The organism is Kribbella sp. NPDC055071 (assembly GCF_053608045.1).
In genome coordinates this window covers 1-15563 of record NZ_JBSGUS010000037.1, presented here as the reverse complement: position 1 = coordinate 15563, position 15563 = coordinate 1, and the positions used below count along the sequence as shown (strand labels likewise).

The window sequence follows — 15563 nt, the reverse complement described above, 5'->3', positions numbered from 1 at the left end:
GGTACGTGACGCACCACGACCAGGAGGATGTGCAGTGACCGAGAACCAGACCCCCCAGACCGGTACCGCGAAGGTCAAGCGCGGCATGGCGGAGATGCTCAAGGGTGGCGTGATCATGGACGTCGTCACCGCCGAGCAGGCCAAGATCGCCGAGGACGCCGGTGCGGTCGCCGTGATGGCGCTGGAGCGGGTTCCGGCCGACATTCGCGCGCAGGGTGGCGTCTCCCGGATGAGCGACCCGGACATGATCGACTCGATCATCAGCTCCGTTTCGATCCCGGTGATGGCCAAGGCCCGGATCGGTCACTTCGTCGAGGCGCAGGTGCTGCAGAGCCTCGGTGTGGACTACATCGACGAGTCCGAGGTGCTCACCCCGGCCGACTACGCGAACCACATCGACAAGTGGAACTTCACCGTTCCGTTCGTCTGTGGCGCGACCAACCTGGGCGAGGCGCTGCGCCGGATCACCGAGGGTGCGGCGATGATCCGCTCCAAGGGCGAGGCCGGTACGGGCGACGTCTCCAACGCGACCACTCACATGCGTCAGATCCGCCAGGAGCTCCGCAAGCTGCAGAACCTGCCGGAGGACGAGCTGTTCGTCGCCGCCAAGGAGCTGCAGGCGCCGTACGAGCTGGTCAAGGAGGTCGCCGCGCTCGGCAAGCTTCCCGTCGTACTGTTCACCGCCGGCGGCATCGCGACCCCGGCCGACGCCGCGATGATGATGCAGCTCGGCGCCGAGGGTGTCTTCGTCGGCTCCGGCATCTTCAAGTCGGGCAACCCGGCCCAGCGCGCCGAGGCGATCGTCAAGGCCACCACGTTCTACGACGACCCCGACGTACTCGCGAAGGTCTCCCGCGGCCTCGGCGAAGCGATGGTCGGCATCAACGTCGATGAGATCCCGCAGCCGCACCGCCTCGCAGAGCGTGGTTGGTAGCGGGCGGGGTACTACCGACAGACCTAGGATGCTTGGTTTTGTGGGGTCGTTTCGGCGTCGAGGAGGCGTTCGGCTCGTGGTACGGCGAGACCGCGGCCGGCGGCGAACCAGATCACCAGGAGCACGATCAGTGGCAGTTGCGAGGTCAGTGAGGTCTTGGTGACGTCGTCGGCCGGCTGGCTGTAGATGATCGCGACCCGCAGGACAGCGTCGATCAGGAACACCAACCCCAGCCCGAACGTCATCGCGCGGTACAGGCCGCGGAACTCGCGGGACCGCGTCCAGACTCGCTCGAAGGCCTCGGCTCGAACCGGATCTCCCTTGCTGGCGACGGGTTTCAGGGTGGTTCGCATCATCGGCCGCTCCGACCAGGTGGTCGCCAGGATGAAGATCCCGCCGACGGCGAGGTACAGCGAAGACCTGGCCAGCACGAAGCGGGCGTCGCCGCTGATCGAGGTCACCACGACGCTGACCAGTACCTCGACCAGCACCAGCACCGCGAAGGCATCGACCCGTCGCCCTTCGGTTGCACGCATCCGGTTTCGGGCCAGGTCGGCGATGACGATGACGCCCGCCACGGCTGCTCCGGCCACCATGCTTGCCGTCGAGCCGATGCCGGCGAGATAGCAACCGACGATCGTGGCGGCCGGCACCAGCCCGGCGACGAGAGCGAAGCGCCACCGGAACTCGCCGGACTCGATCCGGCCGCCGATCGCCTTGCCGCTCAGCAGCGCACCGCCGATCGCGAGCCGGAGCGCGGCCGGTAGTCCGGTCGGTGCGAGCGCGAGCAGGATCACCGTCGGCAGGAGTAGATCGACCGCCAGGTTCGCGATCGCGGTCGAGACCCAGACGATCCTCTGGCGCTTGGTCGGTTCAGGCATCGTTGGCCACCTTCGGGCTGTAGTTCGCGGATCGCTGCAGTGCCTCGCCGGCCATCGCTCGCATCTGTTCGTGGTACCGCGCAACGGCCCGGCCGATCGGCTCGCCTGAGCGCACCGCAGCGACCAGCAAAGCCGCATCGGCGAAGGCTGTGTTCGCGCCCTCACCACCAGCGGGCGACATCGCATGAATCGCGTCGCCGAGAAAGGCAACCGGTACGCCGGACGGCGCTGGAAGCGGCGGGATCTCCGGCATCGCCCGCAGCGGCGTGGTGAAACAGTCCGCTGCCGCGGTTTCCCGCAGTACGGCGGTCGCGCGGGGATCCCAGCCCTTGGTCCGGCTCTGAGCGAAGTCCAGCAAGCCGGCCGGTGCGGTGGGCAGTTCGTCGGAGGGGCCCATCAACACCCACATCACGTACGGCGCGGGGGCCTGCGGAGCGTCGTACGCGCACAGAGCCAGCGTGGTGTCGGCCTCGACGACTCCGCAGAACCTGCTCCGCAGGATCACTGGCGCCAGCCAGCCGCGGTTCGCCTCGGTGATCGCGGCGCGTCCGAAGATCGCCGACCAGCCGAGTGGTTGCGGATCGCGGCCCGGGATCAGCTGCTGGCGCAGCGCCGAGCCGACGCCGTCAGCGGCGACGATCAGGTCGGCAGCTCCGACCTGCGCGACCGAGTCGACCCGCCGGCCGAACGTGATCCGGCCAGCCACCCCGTCCGCCAGGAGGCGGCGCATCCGGGTCCGGTCGATCGCACCGGGCGGGTCCGGGGTCTGGTAGCGCGCGAGCAGTTCGAGCGCCGAGGAGTAGAGGTAGACCGCCGCATCCGGCTGGCGATGCAAGAGCTGCTCGTACGCCGCAAACTGCTCCGCGTCCAGGCAGACACGCAACGCCTCCTGCCCGCTCGGGCTGACGTTGATCCGATAGCCCTGCTGTTCGTCCTGGATCTGGTCCTGCGCCTCCAGTACCTCGACATCGCATCCCGCGGCCTGAAGTCCATTGGCCGCGCACAAGCCACCCAGTCCCGCTCCGACCACCACGACGCGCATCGCCGATCCAATCTCTTAGTCAGTAGATCTCTTATCTTCTAAGATATCTAGACTCTAAGATAGAATGCGGGCATGTCGCAAGCAGACGCACCCGCCGACCAGCCGGCGGCGCCGCCCGGATCGCTGTTGGGTCGCGAGTTCGCCACGGCGATCGTGGTGTTTCACGAGACAGTCGGGCGCCTGCTGGGACTGAGTTCTGTCGAGCGCAAGTGCCTCGATGTGCTGGACCGGTTGGGGCCGGTCACCGCTGGGGCGATCGCCGAGCACACCGGGCTCACCACCGGCGCGGTCACCGGCCTCGCTGATCGGTTGGAGAAGGCCGGATACGCCCGCCGGACCCGCGACCCGCACGACCGGCGCAAGGTGCTGATCGAGCTCGTCCCGAACGAACGGCGGGCACAGTTGACTGCCGCGGCGTTCGGGCCTTTCGTGGCCGACATGACCGAGGCCGCCGCCAAGTACACCCCGGCCGAGTTGGCGGTCATCTCCGACTGGGTCGCGACCACCACCGAGGTCCTACTCCGCAACACCCGAAGGGTTGCTCAGCTCAACCCGTCAGACAGCCTCTGAGCAGCGGGTAACTCTCTCTCGCAGAAGTAGCAGCGGAAGACCATGTTGATCTGGATCGATCCGTTGGGTCTGGTTCGGGGTGCGAAGAATGATCGCAACGTGGCTTCCACAGCGAGACGGCCGGAGTGGCGGATCGCTGCGACGACTGGTCCGGCCGGGAGTTGGGCGGCGATCGCGTCGTGCTCGTTGGCGTACTCGACGTCGAAGACAACGTCGGTGATCCGGGGAGCGGTGAAGCCGGCGCCCAGCAACGCCCGACGGGCTGTGTCGGGGTCGGCGAGGTCGAAGCCGGCGTGGTCGGGGACGTCGTCGTACCGCGCCAGCGGGTTGATCAGTGCTGCGCTCTCCGCCTGGTCGGGCCCGGCGCCGACGGTCACGACCAAGCGGCCGCCGGGGGCGGTCACCCGGGCGATCTCGGCCAGGGCACCGTGCGGGTCGGCGGCGTACAGGACGGAATTGAACGCGGTCACGACGTCGAACGCCTCGTCCTCGAATGGCATCCGCTGGAGGTCGTCGACGACGTACCTGACCGTCGGCCGGTGGCGGCGCGCGTACTCGACCAGGCCGGCGGCCGCGTCCAGTCCCGTGACCTCCGCCCCGGTGCCGGCGGCCAGCTCGGCGAACAGACCCGCACCGCAGCCGGCGTCGAGCAGGCGAGTACCGGGACCGAGGTGCAGGCGGGCGAGCACATCCTTGTAGAGCGGGCGGATCCGACCCTCCGCGTCATCCGCCCAGGCTTGCGGATCGCTGCTCCAGAGCGTCGCCTGGATGCTGGTGTTGGGCATGGCAAAACGATAAGGACAGCCCGGCGGCCGGATCTTGATCAAAACGGTCATGATGCTCGCCGCCATGCCGGTCCGGTGCGCATACTGGCTGGCATGAGCGAGGAGCAGACGTACCGGGAAGCGAGGCCCCTTCCCGTACTGCGCTCAGTCGTGTCGTCGGTCTGGATCCAGGAGATCGGCCGGGATTCCTCGCCGTACCTGCACCGCCAGATCCCGAACGGCGCCGTCGAGCTCACCTGCCGGCTCGGCGACACGCCACGCCTGCAAGGCCCACGGACCGAAGCGCTCGCCGAGGTGCTCGAGCCCGGCACAACCGTCGTCGGAGTGCGGTTCGTGCCAGGCGCCTTCCCGGCCGTCTCGGACGTGCCCGCCTCGGAGCTGACCGGGCTCACCGTCGATGCGTCCGATCTCTGGGGCAACGCGCTAGCCGACGCCGTCGGTACGGCGACATCGGCATCGGCAGCGTTGATCGCCGTACAGCGGCACGTGCGCACGTGGATGACTGCTCCGCCCGACCCACTCATCTCGGCTGGGGTCCGCGGCCTGATGCCTTGGCAGGCGGCCGATGTCGCGTCGCTGACCGCCGCACTCCACATCTCCGAGTCGCAGTTCCGCCGCCGCTGTCACGCCGCGGTCGGCCTCGCACCCAAGGACCTGCACCGAATCCTTCGTTTTCAAGGCTTTCTCGCCCTGGTCCAGTACTCCATCGCCCAGCACCACCCCACGTCCCTGGGCCGTTTGGCCGTCCGCGCCGGGTACGCCGACCAGTCGCACCTCAACCGCGAATGCCTCCGCCTGACCGGCGTTTCACCCGGTACCTTCTGCGCAGAAACCCACCAAACCTGCGCCGACAACCACGACCACTCCGCCTCCTTCGCTCCCGTGCTCCAGCTGACAACCTGACAAGGTCGGCTAGCGTCGAGGCGTGTTGCTGCCTGACTCATCGATGCCCGGGGCGGACCTGCCCGTGCGGGCGGTTCTGCCTGCCACGGTCGACGCAGTGCGTTCGCGCGGTACGGCGGTGCTCGTCGCGCCACCCGGATCGGGGAAGACCTCGCTGTTGCCACTCGCGCTGGCCGACGCCCTCGGCGGCACGATCATCGTCGCCGAGCCGCGCAGGATGGCGACGCGGGCAGCCGCGACCCGGTTGGCGATGCTGGCCGGCGAACCGCTCGGGCAGCGGATCGGCTACGCGATGCGCGGCGAACGCAGTGGTGGCAAAGGACTCCGCGTCGAGGTGGTGACGACAGGGCTCCTTGTACGGCGTCTGCAGCAGAACCCGGAGTTGCCCGGTGTCACCGCGATCGTGATCGACGAGTGTCATGAGCGGCACCTCGATGCCGACCTCTTGCTCGCCTTCTGCATCGACATCCGGGCGAATCTTCGCGAGGACCTGGCGATCGTCGCGACCTCGGCCACGGCGGACACGGTCAGCCTGAGCCGCGTCCTCGGCGCGGAGGTGATCACGGCCTCCGCAGCGCTGTTCGACGTCGCGATCGAGTGGGCACCACCACCGGTCGCCGTACCGCTGCTTCCCGGTGGGCGCGTCGACCCACGCCTGCTGGATCATGTCGCGGCCGTCGTCCGGCGTGCACTGACCGAGAACGACGGCGACATCCTCGTGTTCGTCCCGGGGGAGGCCGAGATCAACGGCGTCACCCGTCGGTTGGCCGGCGAGAACGTCCTGCCGTTGTTCGGCCGCCAATCCCGCGCTGAACAAGAGCGCGCGTTGATGCCGGCTGCCACTCGTCGGATCGTGGTCACGACCTCGGTTGCGGAGAGTTCGCTGACCGTGCCCGGGGTCAGGGTTGTGGTCGATTCCGGGCTCGCCCGGGAGCCGCGGACCGATCAATCCCGCGGCCTCGGCACGTTGGTCACCTGCCGGGTTTCGAAGTCGTCGGCCGAGCAGCGAGCGGGTCGCGCCGGACGGGAGGCGCCCGGCCGGGTCTATCGGTGCTGGTCCGCCACCGACCACGCGCATCTCGACGATCACCCCGCGCCGGAGATCGCGATCGCGGATCTGGCCGGGTTCGCCCTCGACCTCGCGGCGTGGGGTGCGCCGGCTGGTGACGGTCTGACTTTGCTCGAGGCGCCGCCGGCGGTGGCGATGACCGCGGCCACCGAACTGCTGCGCCGCCTCGATGCCGTCGACGACAACGGCCGGATCACTGAGCGGGGACGGCGGATGGCGGCGGTCGGGGCGCATCCGCGCTTGGCCCGTGCGCTGCTGGACGGTACGCCGCGGGTCGGCGCCGACCGGGCCCGTGAGGTCGTCGCGCTGCTCTCGGACGACTCCGGCCGCGACTTCGGCGACGATCTACCGGCCCGCTGGCGAGCCCTTCGCCGTGGCGAGGATCGCGCAGCCACTGCACGGTGGCGAGAAGAAACCAAGCGGCTCGGTACGACGACCGGCGGCCCGGCGAGCGTCGTACCGGATGATCTTGCGGCGGGCATCGTGGTGGGGTTGGCGTATCCGGATCGGATTGCGCGGATCCGGTCGGCCGAGTCCGCGACGTACCAGATGTCTGGTGGTACAGGCGCTGCGCTGGATCCTCAGTCGCCGTTGCGCACGACGCCGTGGCTGGCGATCGCGGTTGCTGATCGGGCGCCTGGTCGCGCCGACGCGCGGATCCGTTCCGCGGCGCCGATCGATGAGCAGACCGCGCGCGACATCGCGGGCGACCTCGTCTCGACCACCGATCAGATCCGTTGGGACGACGGCCGGATCGTGACGCGGCGCGTCGAGACATTCGGTGCGATCGTGCTGACCGACGTACCGCTCACAAAGCCTGATCCGTTGCTGGTTCAAGCCGCCGTACGCGACGGGATCCGGCGCAGCGGTCTGTCCGTACTGCGCTGGTCCGAGGCCGCACTCGCCTTGCGGCAGCGGCTCGCGTTCTGCCATGCCCACCTCGGAGCCCCGTGGCCGGCGGTCGACGACGAGGCACTCCTGACCCATCTCGACGACTGGCTCGGCACGGAGCTCGCTTCGGTACGACGTGCAGGCGATCTTGCCCGCATCGACGTGACCTCGGCCCTTCGGCGACTCCTGCCGTGGCCAGCCGCAGCCCGGTTCGGCGAACTCGCACCCGAACGGCTCAAGGTCCCATCAGGCTCCGAGGTGCGTCTCACGTACGACGGCGCCGAGCCGCCGGTCCTCGCAGTCAAGCTCCAAGAGGTCTTCGGCTGGACCACCACTCCAACCGTCGCCGACGGTCGGGTTCCCGTCGTTCTGCACCTTCTGTCGCCTGCACGCCGCCCCGTCGCGATCACCAGCGACCTCGCCTCCTTCTGGCGGCAGGGCTACCCCCAAGTCCGAGCCGACCTCCGAGCCCGCTACCCCCGCCACCCCTGGCCAGAAGACCCCCTCACCGCCACCCCCACCAAACGCCCCAAACCTCGCTCCTGAACCAGAAGCCAGGACAACCCTTACGCGTCCCAGCGCCGGAGACCCCAGCGCCCTCACGAAATACCACCAGCTGAGCTTCGCAGCAGGAATCAATTCCACCAGTAAAAGTGGTAGCCGCCGCCTCGGTAGTAGATCTTGCTGACGATGTAGTTCTTGACGAGCACATAGTCGTACCACTGGGTGACGCACGCGTCGTAGTCGTAACCGCACGCGACCTCACCCTCGGACTGGACCCGAATCGCTGATGTGCCGTGTGCATCGGCAACTGTCGCACCACCGCTCGCCGCGGCCGCGACCAGCCCGGCAACTGCTGTTATCCGTCGGATGGTTCTCATGAGACCCGCCTCCACCTGTTGTTTGCCGTGCGCAACATAGTCACGCTGTGTACCGAGGCAGGTACCCTTAGTATTCGCCGTCAATCCGACGGGCAGGAATTCGTCAGAATTGCGGGTTCACGGGTCGTTGAGCTGTGACACGCGAGGTTTTGATTCCGCTTGCGGCGGGCACCGGGTGGTTACTCGTCAGGAAGTGTGCGGGTCGTTTCGCACTGCCTGACGAAGGATTCGGTTCATGTTTGCTGTCGATGGTGTCGCGTACGACGACTCGTCCACGCCCGACGGTGTGAGCTGGTCGATGGATGCCGGCGTTGCCCGGGTCGTCATCGGTGGCACCTTCGGCGCGGCCGCGGCGGCCGCGGTGCGCGAGTTGCTCCTGGATCTCTGCGAACCCGGGTCCGTCGGGCTGGTGCTGGCGATCGAAGCCGTGGTCGATCCGGCCGACTACGAAGAGCTGTGCCATCTCGCGGACACAGCTCAGCGTCGCTGCTGGGTCGCGAGTTGCCGGCTCGAAGTGACGGCAACCGACCCCGGAGCCCGCGAGGCCCTAGCGGCAGCCGGCTGGGGCGCGGTACAGCGTCGTTGATGGCCGTGCCGGAGCCGACCCGTCCCTAGCGCCCCGGATCTCGTGGGTGGACCGAGGTGTTGGGGTGCGGTGAAAGTGCTCGAACTTGTCTGTTTGTGTCTCTGAAGGCGTCGTATCGGACACCTAGAGGTCACGAAATGGGATCGGATTCGGCGCGTCGGTCGCGGTGGTGGGGAAGGACGGCGAGCGTGGGGGCGTGCGCGCGGAGGTCGATTTACGCCTGTCGGCGGCCCGTTGTCGGGTCGGGGACTCGCCGTCGCGAGGCTTGACGTCGAACGACTTTGGCAAAGACAATGCGTAATCACCTCGGCAGCAGTGCGTCGGAGTGCGCCCTGCTGCGAATATCGTGCGGCTGGACTGTGGGCAACGAGCCGTGACGAGCGGCTTGCTGCAGAGCGGGGGAGGCTCACCACAAGGGGCAGGTGTCATCAGCACCGTCGGGAATCTAGTGAGAAGAGGCAGGACCGAATGAGCGAGACCAGCAAGATCGGGCGACGGAGTCTCCTGAAAGGGAGCCTGGCGGCGGCCGCGGTGCTTCCCCTCAGTGGCGTGATCGCCAGCTGCGCGGGCAGTGGCAGCGACAGCGGCAACTCCGGACAGACTGGTACGAAGAGCGCGGACAACCCGTTCGGCATGGCGGACAAGGCGACCGTCGACGCGGTCATCTTCAACGGTGGGTACGGATACGACTACGTGTCGTTCGCGGCCGACATCGCGCAGAAGAAGTTCGCGGGCTCGACGTTCAAGGTCGCCCCGTCCACCCAGATCGCCCAGCAGTTGCAGCCGCGCTTCGTCGGCGGCAACCCGCCGGACCTGATCGACAACTCCGGCGCGAACCAGATCGGCTTCAACACGATCCTGGACCAGCTGGCGACGCTGGACGACGTCTTCGAGGCCAACAACTACGAGGGCACGAAGATCGCCGACACGCTGTACCCGGGCGCCAAGAACCCGGGCACGTTCGACGGCAAGTTCGTCGCGATGAACTACGTCCTCACCCTCTACGGCCTGTGGTACTCCGACAGCCTGTTCAAGGAGAACGGCTGGGAGCCGCCGAAGACCTACGACGCGCTGCTCGACCTCGGCGCCAAGGCCAAGGCGAAGGGCAAGTACCTGTTCGTCTGGGGCAAGGAAGCCGCGACCTACTACCACACGATGGCCGTCGACGGCGCCATCAAGGAGGGTGGCGACGAGGTCCGGCTGGCGCTGGAGAACCTCAAGGCCGACTGCTGGTCGATGCCGCAGTTCCAGGGCATCTTCAAGGCCCTGGAGACCATGGTCAAGAACGGCTACTTCGTCCCCGGTGGCGCCGGTACGCAGTTCACCGCCGCCCAGGCGAAGTGGAGCAACGACCAGCAGGCGATCCTGTACCCGTCGGGTTCCTGGATCGAGAACGAGATGAAGAAGGCCACCAAGGCCGACTTCCAGATGAAGGGCGTGCCGGAGCCGACGCTCACCGAGAGCCCGAAGCTGCCGTACGCGTCGCTGCGTAGCGCGGCCGGTGAGCCGTTCGTCGTCCCGTCGAAGGGCAAGAACGTCGCCGGCGGCAAGGAACTGCTGCGGGCCATGCTGTCCAAGGACGCGGCGACCAACTTCGCCAAGACCCGGCTGGCGCCGACGATCGTCAAGGGCCTGGTTCCCGCCGACGGCTTCGGTTCGACCGCGCTGCAGTCGCAGACCGCGATGTTGGATGCCGCCGGCACCAACATCTTCGACTACCAGGTGTTCGGCCTGTACGGCATGAACACCGACCAGCTCGTGGTCTGGAACTCGTTCCTGTCCGGCCAGCTGGACGCCGCGGGCCTGGCCAAGGGCCTGCAGCAGATCACCGACAAGGTGCGCAACGACAGCTCCGTCAAGAAGATCCCGGTCACCAAGTGACCATGACGCAGGATGTCGTGACGGAGGGCGGGCCGCAGCGGCCCGCCCCCCGGCGCCGCCGGCCGCTGACCTTCGACCGGGTCAGCTTCATGGTCGTGTTTCTCGGCCTGCCGCTGCTGATCTTCGTGGTGTTCGTGATCTCGCCGTTCGTACAGGCGCTGTGGTATTCGCTGACGGACTGGACCGGGTTCAGCAAGGGAATGAACTTCGTCGGCTTCGACAACTACGTCAAGCTGTTCCACGACGACATCTTCCTCAAGGCCGTGCGCAACAACGTGGAGCTGGCGATCGTGGTGCCGATCGTGACGATCGTGCTCGCGCTGACGCTGGCCACGCTGGTGACGATCGGCGGCTCGGGCACCGGTACCGTCCGGGGGCTCCGCAACTCGAGCTTCTACCGGATCGTCTCGTTCTTCCCGTACGTCATCCCCGCGATCGTGATCGGCCTCATCTGGGCCCAGGTGTTCACGCCGAGCTCGGGCGTCGTGGACGCGGTGCTGTCGAAGATCGGGTTCCACCAGTTCACGAACTATGCCTGGCTCGGTGACGCGCGGACCGCGATGCCGGTGTCGATGTTCGTGATGGTCTGGGGCTTCGTCGGCTTCTACATGGTGCTGTTCATCGCGGCCATCCGCGGCATCGACCCCGAGGTCTTCGAGGCGGCCCGCATCGACGGCGCCGGGCGCTTCCGTACGGCGGTGTCCATCGTGTTGCCGCTGATCCGCGACAACGTGCAAACGGCGTACATCTATCTCGGCATCGCCGCGCTGGACGCGTTCGTCTACATGCAGGCGTTGAACCCCGGTGGTGGCCCGCAGAACTCGACGCTGGTCATGCCCCAGCAACTGTTCACCACGGCCTTCGCCAAGGGGCAGTTCGGTTACTCGACCGCGATGGGCGTGGTGCTGGCCGGCGTGACGCTGCTGTTCGCGCTCGTGGTCTTCCTGGTCAACGCCCTGACCGGCGGACGTGACAGAAAAGTGAAGGTACGCCGATGACAACCACTGCCGAGCGGGTCGACCTCCCCGCGGAGGCCCAAGCACCCGGCAAGGGAGCCCGGGAGGGCAAGGGAGTCGCCACCGGCGCCCACATCGCGCTGATTCTGTGGTCGTTGCTGGTGATCCTCCCGCTGGTCTGGACGGTGCTGTCCTCGTTCAAGTCCACGCAGGAGGTCCTGGGCAACCCGCTGTCGCTGCCGAGCAAGCTGCGGTTCAGCAACTACGTCAACGCGTGGACGACGGCCGGCATCGGTCGCTACTTCCTGAACACGGTGATCGTCGTCGGGTGCGCGTTGGTGCTGGTGATGATCCTCGGTGCCATGTGTGCGTACGTGCTGGCCAGGTTCTCGTTCCCCGGTAACCGGCTGATCTACTACTCCATGCTGGCCGGCTTGACGTTTCCGGTCTTCCTGGCGATCGTGCCGCTGTTCTTCGTGCTGAAGAACATCGGGGATGCCACCGGTATCGAGCTGCTCAACACCCTGCCCGGGTTGATCATGACGTACGTCGCGTTCGCGCTGCCGTTCACCGTGTTCTTCCTGCACAGCTTCTTCAAGGCGCTGCCGGGTGAGATCTACGAGGCGGCGCAGATCGACGGTGCGGGGGAGTGGCGCACGTTCTTCTCGGTGATGCTGCCGATGGCGCGTCCGGGGATGGCCTCGGTCGCCATCTTCAACTTCCTGGGTTTGTGGAACCAGTTCCTGCTCCCCGTTGCCCTGAACACCAACTCGGACAACTACGTGCTCTCGCAGGGCATGGCGTCGTTCGCGTCGCAGGCCGGCTATGCGGTCGACTTCGGTGCGTTGTTCGCGGCCGTGGTGATCACGGTGGCGCCCGTTCTGGTCGTCTACATCATCTTCCAGCGTCAGCTGCAGGTCTCCGTCACCGCCGGAGGCGTGAAGTAGTTCGTACGTCGGCAATGTCCCGGGGCAATCGCCTCGGGACATTGTTCTCGCGCCAGGAAATATCGTCCGGTGATCGAGCAATCTGGTCCAAGGACTCCCGGGATTGCGGTGGCTAGCGTCCGGTCGTATGAGCGAACAAGCGAAACTCCGCCGAAGGACACTCCTCACAGCAACGTCGATCGGGATCGTGCTGGGGGTGCCGAACCTCGCCACGGCGGCCGCGGCGGCGGCGGTCGTGGTCCCGACGACCGACCGGAACATTCGGTACCTGGGTCGCTGGCAGCAACAAGCCAGTGGATCCGTCTACGGATACTTCCAAAGCGGGCTCGAGTTCGATTTCACCGGTACGTCGTTGTCGGTCGCGCTCGAGGCTCAGTGTCGGATTCTCTACAGCGTGGACGGTGGCCCGCCCCAGCGGAACATCACCGCGAACGGGACCGTGCCGATCGCGTCGGGCCTCAGCAGCGGCCGGCACTCCGTGCGGTTCTATTCGGAGTACCAGCAGTCCTTTCCGAAGGTGCAGTACTTCGAGCTCGACCAGGGCTCGTGCACCCGGCCTGCCGTCAGAAGACCATCCATGGAATTCATCGGGGACTCGATCTCGGTCGGGTTCATCGGGACGGGTCTGGTCAACTCGTTGGGGAGTTCGTTCACGTACAAAACGCCGGAATTGCTGGGCTTCTCGCACAACACCGTCGCGTTCGGTGGGATCGCGGCGGCGGCCGGCTCTGGCTCGCCGGACTCGAGCGGGATGGCGAGCCGGTACCTCAAACTGTCGGAATACGTCCCCGGTGAATCGAACGTCCCGGCGTGGGACACCTCCCGGTATGTCCCCGACTACGTGGTGATCAACCTTGGGACGAACGATCCGTCGACCGGGCCGACGACGCCGAACTTCAAGCCTGCCTATCTGGCTTTCCTCGAGAACATCCGCTCGTACTACCCGGAGGCGACGATCTTCGCGATGTCGCCGTTCAACACCGCCCACAAGACCGAGATCGCCGAAACGGTGGGCCTCCGGAACGCTGCCGGCGACGCCAAGGTCACGTACGTCGACACCACGGGCTGGATCAATGTTGCGACCGAGACGACCGACGGTACGCACCCGACGATCGCTGCCCAGGACAAGATCTCCGTCAAGCTGGCGACCGCAATCCAGGACTATTTGGCCGCTCACTGAGGCCACGACAGGCCTGGACTAGGCTGGGTCGGTGAGCACTAACAGCCTGCAATCCGTCGACGAGCGGACCGCCCGGGAGCTGCGCGGTCTGGCTCGCGTCCTGGTGCGGTCCGGGTACGCCGACGCCGAGGCGATCACGTCCGCACTCACGGAGGCGGTCCGTGAGGACGCGCCGTCGATGGACGCGAACGCCGTGGTGCCACTCCTCATGGGTGAAGCCGTGATGGACCTCAACGAGGACGCCAAGGAGTGGCCGGAGACCACAGACCCGGACCGGCTGGACGCCGTACTGGCTGAGCTCGAGCAGTTGGGGGTGGTGGTCGTCCGCTATACGTCCGACCACCATGACGCCCGGCTGACGCTCGAAGCGGCCAGTGACCCCAAGGGACTGGTCTTCTTCACCGACACCGACGTCTGGCATGCAGTGGACTACGGCATGCTCGAGCTGAAGATCTGGCACCCCGACACCGCCAATGTTGCACCGGGCGAGCCACTGCTGGAGGACGTGCTCACCCTGCTGAACGAGCGCGGCCTCCCGGCGGTCTTCGACGAGGGCCGGATCGAGGTCACGCTCACCTGGCAGAAGCGGGTGACGCTATGACCGTGATCGGCGTGTTCGCGCTCCAGGGCAACGTGCGCGAGCACCTGGCGATGCTGACCGAGGTCGGTGTCGAGGCCCGGCCGGTACGGCGTCCCTCCGAGCTGGAGCTGGTCGACGGGCTGGTCCTGCCAGGTGGCGAGTCGACCACGATGGACAAGCTGGCGCGCTCGTTCGAGCTGTTCGAGCCGTTGCAGAAGCGGATCGCGGACGGGATGCCGACGTTCGGTACCTGCGCCGGGATGATCATGCTGGCGAACCAGATCACCGGCGGGATCGAGGGTCAGGAGACGCTCGGCGGACTGGACGTGACGGTCCGGCGGAACGCGTTCGGGCGGCAGGTAGACTCGTTCGAGGCGGACCTGGAGTTCGCCGCTCTGGATACGCCGTTCCACGCCGTGTTCATCCGCGCACCGTGGGTGGAGCGGGTCGGTCGGGACGTCGAGGTGCTGTCGACGGTGAGGTCCGGCCCGGCCACGGGTAGGATCGTCGCGGTTCGCCACGATCGGTTGCTGGCCACGTCGTTCCATCCGGAGCTGACCGGGGACGCGAGGCTGCACGGCTACTTCGCCGATCTGGTGCGCGGCCACTAAGTCAGTTCGGCGGTAGAAGGGTTGGGTTCGCGATGTCAGGCCACTCCAAATGGGCCACCACCAAGCACAAGAAAGCGGTCATCGACTCGAGGCGCGCCAAGCTCTTCGCGAAGCTGATCAAGAACATCGAGGTGGCCGCGCGCACCGGTGGTGGTGATCTCGCCGGCAACCCGACCCTGTACGACGCGGTCCAGAAGGCGAAGAAGTCCTCGGTCCCGAACGACAACATCGACCGCGCGGTCAAGCGCGGCTCCGGTGCCGAGGCGGGCGGCGCGGACTGGCAGTCGATCACGTACGAGGGCTACGGGCCGAACGGCGTCGCGATGCTGATCGAGTGCCTGACCGACAACCGCAACCGCGCGGCGGCCGACGTTCGGACGGCGATGACGCGCAACGGCGGGTCGCTCGCCGACCCGAACAGCGTCGCCTACCTGTTCAACCGCAAGGGCGTCATCGTCCTGGCCAAGGAGCAGGACGGCAAGAAGTTCACCGAGGACGACGTGATGGAGGCCGTCCTCGAGGCCGGCGCCGACGAGATCAACGACCTCGGCGAGTCGTGGGAGGTCATCACCGAGGCCACCGACCTGGTCGCCACGCGGACGGCACTGCAGAGCGCCGGCATCGACTACGAGTCGGCCGACGCGTCCTTCGTCCCGTCGATGACGGTCGAGCTCGACGCCGAGGGCGCCGGCAAGATCTTCCGCCTCATCGACGCCCTCGAAGACAGCGACGACGTCCAAAACGTCTACGCCAACTTCGACGTCTCCGACGAGGTCATGGAAAGCGTCAGTTAAAAGACGAAGAAAAACCGGCGCTTGAGCCCGGCGGGCGGAAGCGCCGGGGGTGTTTTTAGAGCATACCAAACC

At 67.0% G+C, this 15563-nt stretch carries 16 protein-coding genes; 12 read left to right on the top strand and 4 right to left on the bottom strand.

The features are described from left to right. Window positions 1–34: 34 nt before the first annotated feature. On the top strand, window positions 35–934 hold the full coding sequence (gene pdxS / locus ACWF4Z_RS36015) for a pyridoxal 5'-phosphate synthase lyase subunit PdxS (RefSeq protein WP_452247703.1): 900 nt from the start codon (window positions 35–37) through the stop codon (window positions 932–934). A 23-nt stretch (window positions 935–957) separates the two neighbouring features. Here pdxS and ACWF4Z_RS36010 read toward each other — a convergent pair whose 3' ends face one another. Both ACWF4Z_RS36010 and ACWF4Z_RS36005 read right to left on the bottom strand, forming a co-directional pair. Continuing rightward, on the bottom strand, window positions 958–1815 hold the full coding sequence (locus ACWF4Z_RS36010) for a VC0807 family protein (RefSeq protein ID WP_452247702.1): 858 nt from the start codon (window positions 1813–1815) through the stop codon (window positions 958–960). After that, the gene (locus tag ACWF4Z_RS36005) at window positions 1808–2857 is read right to left on the bottom strand and encodes an FAD-dependent oxidoreductase (protein WP_452247701.1); all 1050 of its coding nucleotides are present in this window, start codon (window positions 2855–2857) and stop codon (window positions 1808–1810) included. The genes ACWF4Z_RS36010 and ACWF4Z_RS36005 overlap by 8 nt, the downstream gene beginning before the upstream one ends. A gap of 72 nt (window positions 2858–2929) precedes the next feature. On the opposite strand from ACWF4Z_RS36005, the gene ACWF4Z_RS36000 reads away from it, so the two are divergent. Further along, window positions 2930–3427 (top strand): MarR family winged helix-turn-helix transcriptional regulator, encoded by a 498-nt coding sequence (locus tag ACWF4Z_RS36000; RefSeq protein WP_452247700.1) that lies wholly within the window; start codon window positions 2930–2932, stop codon window positions 3425–3427. Here ACWF4Z_RS36000 and ACWF4Z_RS35995 read toward each other — a convergent pair. Continuing rightward, window positions 3400–4212 (bottom strand): class I SAM-dependent methyltransferase, encoded by an 813-nt coding sequence (locus tag ACWF4Z_RS35995; RefSeq protein WP_452247699.1) that lies wholly within the window; start codon window positions 4210–4212, stop codon window positions 3400–3402. The genes ACWF4Z_RS36000 and ACWF4Z_RS35995 overlap by 28 nt on opposite strands. 93 nt (window positions 4213–4305) lie before the next feature. Here ACWF4Z_RS35995 and ACWF4Z_RS35990 point away from each other — a divergent pair, with 93 nt between their 5' ends. Together ACWF4Z_RS35990 and hrpB are read left to right on the top strand one after the other, a co-directional pair. Then, window positions 4306–5115, top strand: a complete 810-nt coding sequence (locus tag ACWF4Z_RS35990) for a DUF6597 domain-containing transcriptional factor (protein WP_452247698.1) — start codon at window positions 4306–4308, stop codon at window positions 5113–5115. A gap of 22 nt (window positions 5116–5137) precedes the next feature. After that, complete coding sequence (gene hrpB / locus ACWF4Z_RS35985; RefSeq protein ID WP_452247697.1) at window positions 5138–7621, top strand: ATP-dependent helicase HrpB; 2484 nt, start codon at window positions 5138–5140, stop codon at window positions 7619–7621. An 89-nt stretch (window positions 7622–7710) separates the two neighbouring features. On the opposite strand, the gene ACWF4Z_RS35980 is transcribed toward hrpB, so the two are convergent. Further along, window positions 7711–7956, bottom strand: a complete 246-nt coding sequence (locus tag ACWF4Z_RS35980) for a hypothetical protein (RefSeq protein ID WP_452247696.1) — start codon at window positions 7954–7956, stop codon at window positions 7711–7713. A gap of 235 nt (window positions 7957–8191) precedes the next feature. Between ACWF4Z_RS35980 and ACWF4Z_RS35975 the strand changes: the two genes are divergently transcribed. The 8 genes from ACWF4Z_RS35975 to ACWF4Z_RS35940 all read left to right on the top strand — a co-directional run bounded on the left by ACWF4Z_RS35975 (window position 8192) and on the right by ACWF4Z_RS35940 (window position 15491). After that, window positions 8192–8542 (top strand): hypothetical protein, encoded by a 351-nt coding sequence (locus tag ACWF4Z_RS35975; RefSeq protein WP_452247695.1) that lies wholly within the window; start codon window positions 8192–8194, stop codon window positions 8540–8542. A gap of 468 nt (window positions 8543–9010) precedes the next feature. Further along, window positions 9011–10423: an N-acetylglucosamine/diacetylchitobiose ABC transporter substrate-binding protein gene (ngcE, locus tag ACWF4Z_RS35970; protein ID WP_452247694.1), complete on the top strand. Its 1413-nt coding sequence runs from the start codon at window positions 9011–9013 to the stop codon at window positions 10421–10423. A gap of 2 nt (window positions 10424–10425) precedes the next feature. Further along, window positions 10426–11421, top strand: coding sequence for a carbohydrate ABC transporter permease (locus ACWF4Z_RS35965; RefSeq protein ID WP_452247693.1), 996 nt, complete (start codon window positions 10426–10428; stop codon window positions 11419–11421). Then, window positions 11418–12326, top strand: coding sequence for a carbohydrate ABC transporter permease (locus ACWF4Z_RS35960; protein WP_452247692.1), 909 nt, complete (start codon window positions 11418–11420; stop codon window positions 12324–12326). Before ACWF4Z_RS35965 ends, ACWF4Z_RS35960 begins: the two co-directional genes overlap by 4 nt. Before the next feature lie 127 nt (window positions 12327–12453). Next, complete coding sequence (locus tag ACWF4Z_RS35955; protein ID WP_452247691.1) at window positions 12454–13506, top strand: GDSL-type esterase/lipase family protein; 1053 nt, start codon at window positions 12454–12456, stop codon at window positions 13504–13506. Between the two features lie 31 nt (window positions 13507–13537). Next, window positions 13538–14107 carry a DUF6891 domain-containing protein gene (locus ACWF4Z_RS35950; RefSeq protein ID WP_452247690.1) on the top strand — a complete coding sequence of 190 codons (570 nt, stop codon included), beginning with the start codon at window positions 13538–13540 and terminating at the stop codon, window positions 14105–14107. Further along, window positions 14104–14697 carry a pyridoxal 5'-phosphate synthase glutaminase subunit PdxT gene (gene pdxT, locus ACWF4Z_RS35945; protein WP_452247689.1) on the top strand — a complete coding sequence of 198 codons (594 nt, stop codon included), beginning with the start codon at window positions 14104–14106 and terminating at the stop codon, window positions 14695–14697. The genes ACWF4Z_RS35950 and pdxT overlap by 4 nt, the downstream gene beginning before the upstream one ends. Window positions 14698–14729: 32 nt before the next feature. Further along, window positions 14730–15491, top strand: a complete 762-nt coding sequence (locus ACWF4Z_RS35940) for a YebC/PmpR family DNA-binding transcriptional regulator (protein ID WP_452247688.1) — start codon at window positions 14730–14732, stop codon at window positions 15489–15491. The last annotated feature ends 72 nt before the right edge of the window (window positions 15492–15563 follow it).

Bases quoted from the DNA above. Each gene is read 5' to 3' on its own strand.
- ACWF4Z_RS35990 (WP_452247698.1), top strand. From the start codon at position 4,306: ATGAGCGAGGAGCAGACGTACCGGGAAGCGAGGCCCCTTCCCGTACTG.
- ACWF4Z_RS35980 (WP_452247696.1), bottom strand. From the start codon at position 7,956: ATGAGAACCATCCGACGGATAACAGCAGTTGCCGGGCTGGTCGCGGCC.
- ACWF4Z_RS35940 (WP_452247688.1), top strand. From the start codon at position 14,730: ATGTCAGGCCACTCCAAATGGGCCACCACCAAGCACAAGAAAGCGGTC.
- ngcE (WP_452247694.1), top strand. From the start codon at position 9,011: ATGAGCGAGACCAGCAAGATCGGGCGACGGAGTCTCCTGAAAGGGAGC.
- ACWF4Z_RS36010 (WP_452247702.1), bottom strand. From the start codon at position 1,815: ATGCCTGAACCGACCAAGCGCCAGAGGATCGTCTGGGTCTCGACCGCG.
- ACWF4Z_RS36005 (WP_452247701.1), bottom strand. From the start codon at position 2,857: ATGCGCGTCGTGGTGGTCGGAGCGGGACTGGGTGGCTTGTGCGCGGCC.
- ACWF4Z_RS35955 (WP_452247691.1), top strand. From the start codon at position 12,454: ATGAGCGAACAAGCGAAACTCCGCCGAAGGACACTCCTCACAGCAACG.
- ACWF4Z_RS35960 (WP_452247692.1), top strand. From the start codon at position 11,418: ATGACAACCACTGCCGAGCGGGTCGACCTCCCCGCGGAGGCCCAAGCA.
- ACWF4Z_RS35975 (WP_452247695.1), top strand. From the start codon at position 8,192: ATGTTTGCTGTCGATGGTGTCGCGTACGACGACTCGTCCACGCCCGAC.
- ACWF4Z_RS36000 (WP_452247700.1), top strand. From the start codon at position 2,930: ATGTCGCAAGCAGACGCACCCGCCGACCAGCCGGCGGCGCCGCCCGGA.
- ACWF4Z_RS35965 (WP_452247693.1), top strand. From the start codon at position 10,426: ATGACGCAGGATGTCGTGACGGAGGGCGGGCCGCAGCGGCCCGCCCCC.
- pdxT (WP_452247689.1), top strand. From the start codon at position 14,104: ATGACCGTGATCGGCGTGTTCGCGCTCCAGGGCAACGTGCGCGAGCAC.
- ACWF4Z_RS35995 (WP_452247699.1), bottom strand. From the start codon at position 4,212: ATGCCCAACACCAGCATCCAGGCGACGCTCTGGAGCAGCGATCCGCAA.